At 73.4% G+C, this 13,892-nt stretch carries 10 protein-coding genes; 6 read left to right on the top strand and 4 right to left on the bottom strand.

Going from position 1 to position 13,892, the window contains the following annotated elements; translation table 11 throughout:
- Positions 1-36 precede the first annotated feature (36 nt).
- Positions 37-1,089, top strand: a complete 1,053-nt coding sequence (locus AB0L65_RS26315) for a TerC/Alx family metal homeostasis membrane protein (protein ID WP_364249909.1) — start codon at positions 37-39, stop codon at positions 1,087-1,089.
- A 9-nt stretch (positions 1,090-1,098) separates the two neighbouring features.
- Here the strand turns inward: AB0L65_RS26315 and AB0L65_RS26310 are convergent, their stop codons facing one another.
- Positions 1,099-1,659 (bottom strand): helix-turn-helix domain-containing protein, encoded by a 561-nt coding sequence (locus tag AB0L65_RS26310; protein ID WP_364249906.1) that lies wholly within the window; start codon positions 1,657-1,659, stop codon positions 1,099-1,101.
- Between the two features lie 77 nt (positions 1,660-1,736).
- Here AB0L65_RS26310 and AB0L65_RS26305 point away from each other — a divergent pair, with 77 nt between their 5' ends.
- The 3 genes from AB0L65_RS26305 to AB0L65_RS26295 all read left to right on the top strand — a co-directional run bounded on the left by AB0L65_RS26305 (position 1,737) and on the right by AB0L65_RS26295 (position 6,098).
- The gene (locus AB0L65_RS26305) at positions 1,737-2,609 is read left to right on the top strand and encodes an NmrA family NAD(P)-binding protein (protein ID WP_364249903.1); all 873 of its coding nucleotides are present in this window, start codon (positions 1,737-1,739) and stop codon (positions 2,607-2,609) included.
- A gap of 139 nt (positions 2,610-2,748) precedes the next feature.
- Positions 2,749-4,416: a sigma-70 family RNA polymerase sigma factor gene (locus tag AB0L65_RS26300; RefSeq protein WP_364249900.1), complete on the top strand. Its 1,668-nt coding sequence runs from the start codon at positions 2,749-2,751 to the stop codon at positions 4,414-4,416.
- A 68-nt stretch (positions 4,417-4,484) separates the two neighbouring features.
- On the top strand, positions 4,485-6,098 hold the full coding sequence (locus tag AB0L65_RS26295; protein WP_364249897.1) for an AbfB domain-containing protein: 1,614 nt from the start codon (positions 4,485-4,487) through the stop codon (positions 6,096-6,098).
- Positions 6,099-6,262: 164 nt separating this feature from the next.
- On the opposite strand, the gene AB0L65_RS26290 is transcribed toward AB0L65_RS26295, so the two are convergent.
- The 3 genes from AB0L65_RS26290 to AB0L65_RS26280 are packed head-to-tail and all read right to left on the bottom strand — an operon-like array spanning position 6,263 to position 9,518.
- Positions 6,263-8,194 carry an ATP-binding cassette domain-containing protein gene (locus AB0L65_RS26290; RefSeq protein WP_364249894.1) on the bottom strand — a complete coding sequence of 644 codons (1,932 nt, stop codon included), beginning with the start codon at positions 8,192-8,194 and terminating at the stop codon, positions 6,263-6,265.
- Complete coding sequence (locus tag AB0L65_RS26285; protein WP_364250450.1) at positions 8,194-9,255, bottom strand: lanthionine synthetase C family protein; 1,062 nt, start codon at positions 9,253-9,255, stop codon at positions 8,194-8,196. The genes AB0L65_RS26290 and AB0L65_RS26285 overlap by 1 nt, the downstream gene beginning before the upstream one ends.
- A gap of 44 nt (positions 9,256-9,299) precedes the next feature.
- A complete protein-coding gene (locus AB0L65_RS26280) occupies positions 9,300-9,518 on the bottom strand; it encodes a hypothetical protein (RefSeq protein ID WP_364249891.1) in 219 nt (72 codons plus the stop codon).
- 156 nt (positions 9,519-9,674) lie between these two features.
- Here AB0L65_RS26280 and AB0L65_RS26275 point away from each other — a divergent pair, with 156 nt between their 5' ends.
- Together AB0L65_RS26275 and AB0L65_RS26270 are read left to right on the top strand one after the other, a co-directional pair.
- The gene (locus AB0L65_RS26275; RefSeq protein WP_364249888.1) at positions 9,675-12,665 is read left to right on the top strand and encodes a lantibiotic dehydratase; all 2,991 of its coding nucleotides are present in this window, start codon (positions 9,675-9,677) and stop codon (positions 12,663-12,665) included.
- Positions 12,662-13,888, top strand: coding sequence for a lanthionine synthetase C family protein (locus AB0L65_RS26270; protein WP_364249886.1), 1,227 nt, complete (start codon positions 12,662-12,664; stop codon positions 13,886-13,888). Before AB0L65_RS26275 ends, AB0L65_RS26270 begins: the two co-directional genes overlap by 4 nt.
- The last annotated feature ends 4 nt before the right edge of the window (positions 13,889-13,892 follow it).

The raw sequence follows: 13,892 nt of genomic DNA, 5'->3' as shown, positions 1-13,892 counted from the left end.
AGACCTCGAACGGCTGAGCACGTTCGAGGAGGTTTCATGTCCGCGGGGACATTTCTGGCTGCGCCCGATCAGGGCAGCATCGCGTCCGTCACCCTGTGGGCGGTCACTGTGGCCGCCCTGGTCCTGCTGTTGGTGATCGACATCCTGCTGACCCGGCGCCCGCACGAGGTCCACATGCGCGAGGCCCTGGCTTGGTCCGCGTTCTACCTGGTGCTCCCGCTGGGCTTCGGCGCGTACCTGTGGGGCTCTTTCGGCACCGGAGTGGCGGTGGAGTTCTTCACCGGGTACGTGGTGGAGAAGTCGCTGTCGGTCGACAACCTGTTCGTGTTCATGCTGCTGCTGACGGCCTTCGCCGTGCCGAACGAGCTCACCCAGCGGGTGCTGCTGTACGGCATCATCGGGGCGCTCGTGCTGCGCGTGATCTTCATCGCGCTGGGTGCGGCGGCGCTGCAGAGCGGCACGTGGGCGTTCCTGCTGTTCGGGGCGGTCCTGATCGTCACCGCGGGCAAGGTGCTCAAGGAGGCGCTGAAGGGGGAGGAGCAGCACGTCGACGTCTCCTCCATGCGCAGCGTCCGGCTGCTGCGCCGGTTCGTCCAGGTCACCCCCGACTACCGCGGCTTCCGCTTGATGGTGCGCGAGCACGGCCGCCTGGCGATCACCCCGCTGGCCCTGGCCACCGTGGCGGTGTTCGCCACCGACATCGTCTTCGCCGTCGACTCGGTGCCCGCCGTCTACGGGGTGACCGAGGACCCCTTCCTGGTCTTCGCCACCAACGCCTTCGCGCTGCTGGGCCTGCGGGCGCTGTACTTCGTGCTGCGGGACGCGCTGGCCAAGCTGCGGCACCTCAACCACGGCCTGGCCGTCATCCTGGCCTTCATCGGCGTCAAGCTGGTCCTGCACTGGGCGCACGGCATCTGGGCGTGGGTGCCCGAGATCCCCACCCTCGCCTCGCTCGGCGTCATCGTCGGGGTCCTGGTCACCGTCACGCTCACCAGCCTGTACGCCGGCCGGCGCGCCGATTCGGCGCCCGAGCCCGGCGAGGACGCCGAGCGCCCCAAGGCGCTGCAGCACGACCCGATGGACTCGTGAGATCGGTCGTCAGGGGGAGGCGGCGAGGCCGTCCAGGGTGACGGTGATGTGGCGGTCGGCGGCGGCGGGGGACACCTGTTCGTGGAGCCAGGCGGCGGCGGACGTGAGGGCGGTCACGTCCGCGCCGGTCGCGTCGGCGCGCAGGGCGCCCGATTCGCGCCCCCGCGCGACGATCCGCTCGCCGATCTCGGCCATGCGCACGCACGAGGCGTGCAGCTCCGACGCCTCGTCGTCCAGGCCGCCGGCGATCAACGCGGCCAGACCGCGATAGGTGGCGGCGTGCGCCGTGGCCGCGCGGACCCAGGCGGCGAGAGCGTCCGGCGCCGGGGCGGTCAGGAGCCGCTCGCCGAGCTCGAACAGGGTCGCGTTGCGGTCCCTGAGCAGCGCGCCGATCAGGGCGCGGCGGCTGGGGAAGTGGCCGTAGAGCGTGCCGATGGCCACCCCGGCACGCCGGGCGATGCCTTCCAGGCTGGACTCCACGCCCTGCTCTCTGAAGGCGGCGTCGGCCTCGGCGAGCAGGCGCTCGTAGTTGCGGCGGGCGTCGGCGCGGGGCCGTCGGGTCGTGGTCATGCGGCCTTCCCTAGTAATTCGAGGCTCCCTCGATATAGCCTTATTCGAGGTTGCCTCAGTTTAACGGAAGGCTTGTCATGATCTTGGTTACCGGAGCCACCGGATCCATCGGCACGCACCTCGTGCGGTTCCTGGGGGAGAAGGGGGTGGCGTTCAGGGCGCTCGTGCGCGACGAGGGCAAGGGGTGGGCCCTGGGCTGCGACGTCGTGATCGGGGACTTCGACGACCCCGGCTCGCTCACCGCCGCGATGGAGGGCGTCGACCGGCTCTTCCTCAACGCGGGCGGCGCCCAGCCGGTGGACGGCGAGCAGCCGATGGTCCGCCAGCAGAAAGCGGCCATTGACGCGGCGCGGGCCGCCGGGGTGTCGAGCGTGGTGAAGGTGTCGGTCTCGGGCGCCCGGCGGGGCGGCCGCCTGGCCCAGGGCGCGCACTGGGAGATCGAGGAGTACCTCAAGGCGTCGGGGCTCGGCTGGTCGATGCTGCGGCCCGGCGGATTCATGCAGAACTTCATCACCGGGATGGCGGCCTTCACCGCAGACGGCAAGCTCCTCGACGTTTACGGGGGCACGCCGGTGTCGTACATCGACTGCCATGACATCGCCGCCTGCGCCGCCGCCCTGCTCGCCGGATCGGGCGGCCTCGGTGAGACGTACGAGCTCACGGGCCCCCGGGCGCTCACCTACGCCGAGCTCGCGCAGGAGTTCTCGGCCGCGCTGGGCCGGAGGGTCGAGCACGCCGAGCTGTCCCTGGACGAGCTGGCCGCCGGGGTGCGCGCGCAGGGGCTGCCCGCGCGGTTCGCCGACGACCTGGCCGAGCTCTCCCGGCAGGTGGCGGGCGGCTCGCTGGCCGCCACGACGACCGCGGTCCGGGACCTGACGGGTCGCGAGCCCCGGACGTTCGGGGAGTTCCTGGCGGCCAACGCGGAGGCACTGCGAACCACGGTGGGCTGAGCGGCAGTTGTACGCCAGATTGACGCGAGCATTGACACCTCGTAGGCGATAAGTGGAACAATGCGCGTTTTGTGTTATCGGAACGGTGACACTCCTGTCTCCTGATCGGAGCAGCGGAGGCTCCGGATCGAGGTGCTGGATGTACGCGCGGCCGACGTACGAGGTCGAAACGGTGCTCGCCGCCATGGCGGGCGACCGTGACGCGATCGACGAACTGGTCAGGAGCCACCTGCCGCTCGTGTACAACATCGTGGGCCGCGCCATGAACGGCCACCCGGACGTGGACGACGTCGTTCAGGAGACGATGGCCAGGGTCGTGACCGGCGTGTCCGGGCTGCGCGACCCGGGCAGCTTCCGCTCCTGGCTCGTCGCCATCGCCCTGAACCAGGTACGCGAGTGGCGGCAGGCGCCGGGCGCCGCGCTCGCCGCCATCGACGAGGCGATGGGCCTGGCCGACGCGGCCTCCGACTTCGCCACCCTCACCGTCACCCGGCTCGGCCTGTCCGGGCAGCGCAAGGAGGCTGCCGAGGCGACCCGCTGGCTCGACGCCGACGACCGCGAGGTGCTCGCGCTGTGGTGGATGGAGGTGGCCGGCGAGCTGGCCAGGGCCGAGCTGGCCGCCGCGCTGGGGACGAACGAGCAGCACGCCGCCGTACGCGTCCAGCGCACCAAAGGCCGCCTGGAGACCGCCCGCGCGGTGGTGCGCGCGCTGGCCGCCCGCCCGCCCTGCCCCGAGCTGGCCGCCGTGGCGCAGACCTGGAACGGCGCCCCGTCCGACCTGTGGCGCAAGCGGCTGTCCCGGCACGTGCGCGACTGCCCGGTCTGCGGCGAGCACGTCTCCGACCTGGTGCCGGCCGAGCGGCTGCTGGCCGGGCTCGGCCTGGTGGCCGTCCCCGCCGGCATCGCCGCCGGTCTGCTGGAGATCGCGCGTACGGCCGCCGCGCCGGTCGTCAAGGGCGGCCTGCTGGCCAAGGGCAAGGCGGCGGCGGGCTCGGCGCTGGCCGCCAAGCCGATCGCGGTCACCGCGGCCGGCGTCACGCTGATCGCCGGGGGAGCGGTGGTCGTCCAGACCCTCCTGCCCGAGCCCGCGCCGCCCCGGCGGGCCACACCGGTGGTGGTGTCGTCCTCGCCCGCCCCTTCGCGCCGTCCGGTGAGGCCCGCGCGGAGCCCGTACGGACTGACGGTCGACGCCGTGGACCAGGCGCCGCCGAAGAACCGGCCGCCCGCCCCGCTGCCCCGGCGCCCCGGCGGCACGGTCGCCATCGGCGGCAAGCACGGATACTCCAGGTACGGCGGAGCCCCGTCGATCACCCACAGGGGCGACTACGTCACCGTCACCGGCCGCGGCTACGTCCAGGTCCGCTGGGGCATCCTCTACCGCAACCGCGTCGGCCCCTTCCCGCCCGCGACCTGGACCGGGCTCAAGGGCAAGCTGTTCCACGTCGCGTCGGGCGGCGGCCGGCGGATGGACGACGAGCAGGCGCCCGGCGTCACCTGGATGGGCTCGCCGGAGACCGGCTTCGCCCGGCTGCCGCGCGGCCAGCAGCAGATGTGGCAGAACGAGTTCTACTACCTCGACGGCCGCGTCACCTTCCACAACAACGAGAGCGGCACGGACATCGACCTCACCGTCGCGCCCAAGTCCTGGCAGGAGGTCTGGGCCGACCTCTCGGCCAGGCCCGACCCGGCCAAGGGCATCGTCCGGTACGGCCTGACCCGCGACACCGGCGACGACCGCGCCCCCGTCCCCCAGTACGTCACCAGGGCGGCGAACCCGGAGCGGGTCCCGCAGCGAAGCCGCGTCTGAGATTTGTGTTATCCGGGCCCGGCCCGGGGGTCTCCTGTGACGAGAGTGACCCCTGAGGAAGGATTCACATGACCACGCAGCCCTCCCGCCGGAGCGTGCTGAAGGCGGCCGCGACCGCGGGCGCCGCCGCCGTACTGCCCGCCGCGCTCCCCATCGGGCCCGCGGCCGCGGCGGCCTTCAGGCACCCCGGCCTGCTGCACACGCAGGCCGACTTCGACCGGATGCGGGCCCAGGTGAACGCCGGCGCCCAGCCCTGGAAGGCCGGCTGGGACAAGCTGACGGCCAACGGGCGCTCCAGGAGCACCTGGAAGCCGCGCCCGCTCGCGACGGTGGTCAGGGGCGGCACGGGCGCGAACCACGTCCAGCTCGCCATCGACGTGGCCGCCGCCTACCAGAACGCGCTGCGCTGGAAGATCAGCGGGGAGAAGGCGCACGGCGACGCCGCCCGCGACATCCTCAACGCCTGGTCGGCCGCGCTCAAGGCGGTGACCGGCAACGCCGACCGCTACCTGGCGGCCGGGATCCTGGGCTGGCAGCTCGCCAACGTCGCCGAGATCATGCGCGGCTACCCCGGCTTCGACTTCGAGCGCTTCACGAAGATGATGCTGACGGTCTTCTACCCGATGAACGACCGGTTCCTGAAGGAGCACAACGGCGCCTGCATCAGCAACTACTGGGCCAACTGGGACCTCTGCAATATGGCCTCCGTGCTCGCCATCGGCGTCCTGTGCGACGACCGCGCCAAGGTCGACCAGGCCGCCGACTACTTCAAGCACGGCAAGGGCAACGGCTCCATCATGAACGCGGTGCCGTTCCTGCACCCCGGCGGGCTCGGGCAGTGGCAGGAGAGCGGCCGCGACCAGGGACACACCAGCGTCGGCGTCGGGTGGATGGGCGTGCTCTGCGAGATGGCCTGGAACCAGGGCATCGACCTGTACGGCTACGCGGACGACCGGTTCATGAAGGGCGCCGAGTACGTGGCCAAGTACAACCTGGGCGAATCGGTGCCGTTCACGACGTACAAGTGGGGACAGGGCACGACCTGCGTCCAGCGGCAGCAGACCGAGATCTCCGCCGCCGGGCGCGGGGCCGCCGACCCGATCTGGGCGCTGCTCCTCAACCACTACGGCGTGCGGCGGGGGCTGGCGGCGCCGTACATCGAGGCTTACAGCAAGCGCGTCGCCCCGGAAGGGGGCGGCGGGGACTACGGCGGCTCCAAGTACGACCACCTCGGCTTCGGCACCCTCACCTTCACCCGCGCCACGGCCGGGAGCGGCGGCGGGCTGCTCGCGACGGGGGTGTCGAGGGTGTTCCGGCCGGTCAACCGCCCGGAGACGTACGTCCAGGCCACGGGCCGGATCGGGACGGAACCGGTCACCCTCCGCGTCGTGCCCGGTCTGGACGACGCGAAGGCGTACTCCTTCGTCGACCCCGAGGGGCGTTACCTGCGGCATCGCGACTTCCTGATCCGGTTCGAGACCAACGACGGGACCGCCCTGTTCCGGCGCGACGCCACCTTCCACGCCCGGCCCGGCACGGCCGAGGGCTCGGTCCGCCTGGAGTCCCTCAACTACCCGGGCCGCTTCGTCCGCCACCGCGGCGAGCTGCTGCGCCTGGACAAGACCGACAACACCCCCCAGTTCCGCGCCGACACCTCCTTCCACCCCACCCCACCCGCCTGACCTCCGGCCCTCGACCGGCAGCACGCACGTCGTCGAGGGGCCCGTTTCCACCGGCCGGCCCGCCGTCCGTCCCTCAAGGGACCTCAGCCGGAGTGCGGCCCGTACTTCGGCTGGGGCCTTCAGGAGAGCTGCTCGGCGGTCCGGCCACCCGCCCCCTGAGGGGGTCAGTCGGCGTGGGCGTACTGGGCGGCCTGGAGGCGGTACATCGCCGCGTACGAGCCGCCCACGCGCATCAGGCTCTCGTGGGTGCCATGCTCCACGACCTTCCCCGCCTCGAACACGTAGATGCGGTCCGCGCGCGTCACCGAGGTGAGGCGGTGGGTGATGAGGATGACCGTGCGCCCGGCGGCGGCCAGTCCCGCGACCTTGTCGAAGATCTCGATCTCCGCCCTGGGGTCGAGCGCCGAGGTGGGTTCGTCGAAGACCAGTACGGACGCGTCCCGGAACCACGCGCGGCCCAGCCCGATGCGCTGCCACTGCCCTCCCGACAGCTCGGTCCCGCCCATGAACTCCCGGGCCAGCAGCGTCTCCCAGCCGTCGGGCAGGGACGCCACCACGGTGTCCGCGCCGCTGGCCGCCCCGGCGCGCCTCAGGCGTTCGCGGTCATCGGCCTGGTCGGCGCGGCCGAGGGCCAGGTTGACGCGGGCCGTGGCGGGCCAGCGGGCGAAGTCCTGGGCGACGAGGGCGATCCGGTCGAAGACGCTGCGGCGGTTCAGGAGCTCGATGGGCACGCCGCCCCAGCTGACGCTGCCGCCGGTCGGCAGGTAGAGGCCGGCCAGCAGCTTGGCCAGGGTGCTCTTGCCGGAGCCGTTGGCGCCGACGAGGGCCACGATCTCGCCGGGCAGGATCCGGACGCTGACGCCGTCGAGCGCGGGCCGGGCCTGCCCGGAGTAGGTGAAGGTGAGGTTGTCGGCCCGGATCTCGACGGGGTGCGGCGGCAGGGGGATGGGTCCGCTGCGCAGGCGCTGCCTGGCGGCCTCCGCGCACGCCCGTTCCCATTCCAGGACGAACAGGCCCTGCTCGTACACCTGGTTGATCGACAGCACCAGGCTGGTCAGCCCGGCCTTCGCGGTGCGGATGGCGATGACGGCGGCACCGGCGGCGGCGAGCGGGATGGCGTCGGCGATCAGCAGCCCCGCGAGGGTGGCGTACGTGATCGCGGTCGCGGCGCCGGATACGGCGTCCCCGGCCAGCGCGAGGCGGGCCTCGTCCTGGCCCAGCCGGGCCTGTTCGCCCTCGGCCAGTGAGGAGAGCCGGCCGTAGTGCCCGAGCAGGAACGGGCCCGCGCCGTGGGCGCGGATCTCGGGCGCGACGTCGGGACGGGTCAGCAGCCCGCTGAGCACGTCGAGCTGCCGGGTGAGCTCCAGCTGCCGCTTGACGGAGGCGAAGCGCGCGCGGGCCGAGCGTACGGCGCTCCAGCCCTTCGGCACGACCGTGGCCAGCAGGAGCGGCAGGAGCAGCGGATGGAGCACCCCGAGCACGCTTCCGACGGCGAGCAGGGTGGTGAGCCCGGCGAGCAGCTGGGCCGCCTCCGTGATCACGATGCGCGCCGAGCGGGTGCCCTGCCGGGCGGCTTCCAGGAGGTTGTGGAACCCCGCCTCCTCCAGCGCCCCCAGCTCCGCGCCGGCGGCCCCCTCCAGGAGGCGCGTGTAGGCCAGGCGCTCGATCTTGGGCCCCAGGCGGCTGACCGCCGCCTTGCTGATCGCCCGCATGACGCTGCCGGTCGCGGCCGCACCGGCCATCGCGGCGAGCGCGGGGATGCCCGCCGCGATCCGCTCCGCCGTCGGGCCGCCGGTCATGAGAGGCACGAGCACCCGGTACGTGGCCAGCAGCGTGACCACCGTCGCCACCCCGCCGAGGAACTCCGCGACCAGTACGGCGACGAGGGCTCTCGGCGCCGCCTGCCGCGCCAGCCGCACCGAGACGGAGATCAGGCCGGGCAGCTCGCGCAACATCGACACGAAGCCGGTACGCAGTCCCGCCCCTTCGTGCCTGAGCTGGCCGAACGACAGGCGGATGCCCCGGCCGAACAGCGGGTCGCGCCCGGGAACCCCGCGGACCGAGGCGTCGTGGGCGCCCGCGCGATGCCGCCCCATCAAGCCGCCAGGAACATGGACGCCGTCTCCAGGTCATCCGTCACGGCCAGCAGTGCCAGGGCGATCCCCGCCGCGCCGTTGAGCAGTCCGGGACCGGCCACGTCGAAGCCGAGTGGCAGGCGGCTGTCGTAGGCGGCGCACAGCCGATCGAACAGCACCTCCACCGCCGGCCCCAGCCCGCCGCCCGCGAAGGTCGCCGTCATCAGCATCAGCCCGGCGAGCCCGTGGCACACACCCAGCGAGTCCAGCCCCCACCCGTCCGGGGCTTCGAGGAGCCCGGCCATCGCGTCACGGGCGGCGCGCCGGTAACGGGGCTCGTCCAGCGCCTCCCCGGCCAGCCACAGCGCCCGCGCCACACCCGGAACCCCGTAGCACCACGAGCCCCGCCGCGGCGAGGAGTACGTCCGCGTGCCGTCCACACCCGCGGGCCACGCCGTACCCCACTCGTCCTGGACCGCCGCATCGAGCAGCCACTCGGCCAGCGCCTTCACGGCGGGCCGCGCGAGCTCCCCAACCTGCCCGCTGAGCAGGGACAGCACGGCGAGCGGCCCGGCGACCCCATGGGCCAGGCCGCAGTCGGCGTATCCGTCCCCGACGGACCAGCCCGGCGGGATCCGGCGCATGGGGAACGGCGGGCACGCCGAGGCGCCCCGCACGAGCTCGCGGGCCACGGCCTCCAGGCCGGGGGACGGAGGTCTCATGAGCAGGTAGACGGCGGCGCCCGCCGTCCCGTCGATGAGGTCGTGGCCCGCCGCGGGCCCCACCGTCGCGTCCAGCTGCCCGAGCACCTTCCCGTAACGGCCCGCGCGCCGCCCCATCAGCGCCGCCGCGACCCCGAATCCGGCGAGCCCGCCGGAGAAAAGTCCAGCCGTTCCCGCGGATCCGGTAAATGTAATGTCCTTAAGAATGTGATGCCCGGACACGTCCCATTCTGAATTCGGTTCCAGGCCATCCAGTGCCGCATAAAGCGGGACTAGTCCGAGTTTTCCGCGCGCCAGCGAACCAGGCCCAAGGGCTGGTTCGGGAGAATGGGTTTCCGGCCGGGCCAGGCGGGCCGCCACCTCTTGCGCGATGGCCAGGGCGGCGGCCCTCCGTGTGCCGGTGATCAGATGCACCGGCCCGGCGCCTTGGCCCCGTACGTGGGCGAACACGTGCCGCAGTCCCGCGTTCCGGCGCACGTCCCGCTCCACGACACCTGGGTTCCGCAGGTGTCGTCGGAGCCGCTGCAGGCGTAGATCGGCGGCACGGCGCCGGACTCCACGACGAGCTCGATGTCGAGGTCGAACACGTCCTCGCTGAGGTCGATCTGGGCCACAGGGCTCATATCATCTCCATTTTCTTCGTAAGAGCTGATCGGTGAGTGACCTTACCGAGCGGACGTCCTTGGAGCCGCCGTTTCGAATAACTTGAAAGGGTTTTACGGCGGCGAAAACGCGATGGTACGGTCCTCAGTCAACCGGACACAGGTAAGGGGCAGCAGGTGGCCGACAAGGCAGGATTCATCGCCGCCGACTTCGCGTTGCTGCGAATGGGCGCGCTCCCGGCGGCGCGCGGGCACGGGACACGCAGCGACCACGGCGACCCGGCGGGATACCTCCGGACCGTCACGGCCGACCCCCTGGTCAGGGAGGCGATCGCGGTCTCCAGCCCGTCGCTGGCGCACACGCTCGACGCCGTGCACGAGGGCCGCCCGGTCGAGCCGAAGAAGTTGCGCCGCGCCGTCGTCTCCGCGACCCGCTACGTGCTGCGCATGGCCACCAGGCCCACCCCGTTCGGCCTGATGGCGGGGGTGGCGGCGGCCCGCTTCGACGACTCGGCCAAGGCCAGGATCGGCGAGCACCACCAGAAGGGGGTACGCCCCGACACGGCCTGGCTGCTCGCGCTGATCCGCGACCATGAGCGCGACCCCGAGGTGCTGCGGCGATTGCGTGTCGTGCTCAACGACCTGTGCTTCGCCCGCGGCGACCGGCTGGCCCTGCCGTACCTCCCGCAGGACGGCGAGGGCGCGGTGCGCGAGGTGTCGGTCCGCCTGACCGCCCTGGTCCGCGCGGTGACGGAGCGGGCGCGGCGGCCGGTGCTGTTCGAAGAGCTGGCGGAGCAGCTCCGCACGGCCTTCCCGCAGGGGACGCGCGAGCAGGTGGAGGGCGTGCTGGCGCAGCTCGTCGAGCGTACGGTGCTGCTGACCGAGCTGGTTCCCCCCGACGACGCCCCCGACCCGATCGCGCACGTCGCGAGCCGGCTCGCGCGTGACGAAGGGCTTGAGGCGGTCTCCACGGCGCTGCGCGCGTACACGGAGCCCGCGCCGGGAGAGGGGCTGCCCGCCTGGAACGACCTGCTCCGCGCCACCAGGCGGTTGCGCCCCGACCACCATGCGCCGCACGTGGACCTGAAGCTCGACGTGGACGTGCGGCTCCCGCGCGAGGTGGCGGCCGAGTTCGAGTCGGCGGCCGGCGTCCTGGCCCGCATCACCCCGCCCGACCAGGGCTCCGACCACCTGCGCCGCTACTTCGAGGAGTTCGTGACGAGGTACGGCACCGCCCGGCTCGTCCCGATCAAGGAGCTGCTGGATCCCGAGTTCGGGCTGGGCGCCCCGGCCGGCTACCGGGCCTCCGAGCGCGCGGACGCCGACCCCGAGCGGAACCGTTACCGCGACAAGGTGCTCGGCGAGCTGGCCCAGGGCGCGGTCTTCGACGGCGTGCGCGAGGTGGAGCTGGACGACGCCACGCTCGCCCGGCTGGCCACTGCGGACGACGGGCGGCTGCCCGAGGTGCTGGAGGTCGGCGCCCACCTGCTGGCCGACTCGGTGGAGGCGCTGGACCGGGGCGACTTCCGGCTGGTGCTCGCGAACATGCCGATCTCGCGCCGTGGCGGGGCCGTGAGCGGGCGGTTCACGTACCTGCTCGACGAGCTGCGCGACCAGACGGCGCGGCTGTGGCGCGAGGCCGAGGGCGGGGGCCCGGGTGCAGGCGCTGTGCCGGCCCAGGTGACGTTCCAGCCGGCGTGGTCGCGGATCTCGAACGTGGCCCGCGTGCCGACCCTGGCCGAGCGCACGCTGCCCATCGGCCGGTACGCCGACCGCGGCGACCCGTCGGTGCTCACCCTCGACGACCTGGCGGTGGGGGCGACCGGCGAGCGGCTGTTCCTGTTCTGCCCGCGGCTCGGCACGGAGATCGTGCCCGCCACCCCCCACATGCTCGTGGTCCCCCGCGTCGCCCTGGAGCTGGTCCGCTTCATCTACGAGCTGGGCGAGGACCGGCACCGGGCGTGCAAGGAGTGGAACTGGGCCGGGGCGGGCGGCTTGCTGCCGTTCCTGCCGCGCGTGCGCCGCGGCCGTACGATCCTGGCCTCGGCGATCTGGCGGCCCGCCGCCGAGCTCAACGACAGGAAGGCGCCGGACGCCGACTGGGACCGGAGCTTCGACGCCTGGCGCGAGCGCTGGCAGGTGCCGGACGAGGTCTACCTGACCAACGGCGACAACCGCATCGGGATCGACCTCGACGCCCCGCTGCACCGCCGGATCCTCCGCGACGAGCTGGCCCGCAGGCCGAGCACGCTGCTGGTGGAGGCGCCGGGCGGCAGCGGGTTCGGGGCGGGCTGGCTGGGCGGCCACGCCAACGAGCTGGCCGTGACCCTCCGCTCGGCCGCGCCGGAGCCCGCGGTGCGCACCTTGGCCCGCCCGGGGACGCGGGTCGTGCGGCACCACCCCGGCGGCGAGTGGCTGTTCGCCAAGCTGTACGCCTCGGCCGACCGGCACACGGACCTGCTCAGGCAGCGGCTCCCCGTGCTGCTGGACGCGCTGCCCGAGGGTGTGGACCGCTGGTTCTTCATCCGCTACTTCGATCCCGGCGCCCACCTGCGCCTGCGCTTCCACGGTGATCCGGCCCCGCTCCACCGCGACGTGCTGCCCCTGGTGCACGACTGGGCCGCCGACCTGTGCCGGGCCGGGCTCGCCCGCACCGTGCAGCTCGACACCTACGAGCCCGAGATCGACCGGTACGGCGGGCCGGAGGCGCTGGAGGCGGCCGAGCGGGTGTTCGCGGCCGACAGCCAAGCGGTGCTGGCGCAGCTGCGCCTCCAGCTCGACCTGCGGCCGGAGCTCCTCGCCGCGGCCAACTACGCCGACCTGGCCCGCGCCTTCCACGGGCCGGGGTGGGCGGAGCGGCTGCTGGCCGCGTACCCGGTGGACGAGCACCATCGCGCGTTCCAGGCGATCAGGCGCAGCGCCGTCGAGGTCGTCGGCGGCACGGGCCTCGACCCGCGGCTGGCGGAGATCTGGCGGGCCCGCGAGCCGGCGGTGACCGCGTACGGCGAGCTGATCCGCTCGCTCGACCGCAGGTCACCCCTTCAGGCGCTGCTGCACATGCATCACAACCGGCTGGTCGGCGCCTCCAAGACCGCCGAGGACGCCTCGTACGCCATCGCCCGCGGCGCCGTCCAGGCCCTGCGCGACCGGGCGAGGCACGGGCGATGACAGAGGTGGCGGAGATCGTCGAGGAGGTCGCGCGGCGGCTGGCCGACCCCGTGGAGGTGGCCCGGGTGGCCTCGGCCAACAAGGACCGGCTCGCCGACGGCCGGCAGCCGCTGGTCTGGCACGCGATGTCGCTGAACGAGGGCTATCTCGGCGTCGCGCTCCTGCACAGCGAGCTCGGCCGCCGCGAGAGCGCCCACGCGTTCCTCGCCGCGGCCGCAAGGTCCCAGACGGGGCGGCACGGGCTGATCGACGGGCTGCCGGCGCTGCTGTTCGCGATCAGGGCGGCGGTCACCCGGCCGGGCGACTACGCCGGGCTGCTGGCCCGTGCGGAGCCGGCCGTGCGGGAGCTGATCAAGCGGCGCGCCGAGGAGGAGACGGGCCGGGATGAGGTGAGCTTCAGCGCGTACGACGTCATCGAAGGGCTCACCGGCCTGGGCCGCCTGGCGCTGTCGTACGGCGACACGGAGCCGCTGGCGTACCTCATCGCGCTGACCGAGCCGCGCTCGGAGCACGTCCCCGGCTGGCTGGTGCCCCACGCCTCCGTCAGGGGCGCGCCAGCCGGCGAGGGTCACTTCAACCTCGGGCTCGCCCACGGGATCCCCGGCCCGCTGGCCCTGCTCGCCATCGCCCACCGCGACGGCTTCCGGCTGCCGGGCCAGGAGGAGGCGATGGAACGCATCGCGACCTGGCTGCTCGAATGGGAGCACGACGGCTCCTGGCCGCCCACCGTCCCCCTGCGGCACCAGCTCGAACGGGCCGTCCCCGCCGGGCCGCCCATCCGGCCCGCGTGGTGCTACGGCGCCGCGGGCGTCGCCCGGGCCCTCTTCCTGGCGGGACAGGCGCTCGACCGGCCGGAGTGGCGGGAGGCCGCCCTGCGCGGGCTCCGTACGGCGCTCGCCCGTCCCTGGGAGGACTGGGGCATGGTCGACGCGGGCCTGTGCCACGGCTGGGCCGGGATGCTCCACGTCACCTGCCGCGTGGCGCGGGAGACGGGCGACGAGGCGCTGCTCGAAGCGGCCGACGGGCTGGCCGCGCGGGTCGCCGGCGAGTTCCGCCCCGAGGCCCCGTTCGGCTTCCGGTACTCCGCGACGGGAGGCACCGAGGTGGCTCCGGACCGCGTGGGACTGCTCGAAGGAGCGGCCGGGATCGCGCTCGCGCTGCACCACTACGCGACCGGCCGGCCACCCGCGACGGGCTGGGACGCCGCCCTGCTGCTCGCCTGACATT

This window comes from Nonomuraea sp. NPDC052116 (assembly GCF_040680035.1).
GTDB classification, from domain to species: domain Bacteria; phylum Actinomycetota; class Actinomycetes; order Streptosporangiales; family Streptosporangiaceae; genus Nonomuraea; species Nonomuraea angiospora_A.
The sequence above is the reverse complement of the archived record's forward strand: the minus strand, read 5'-3'. Positions and strand labels throughout refer to the sequence as shown.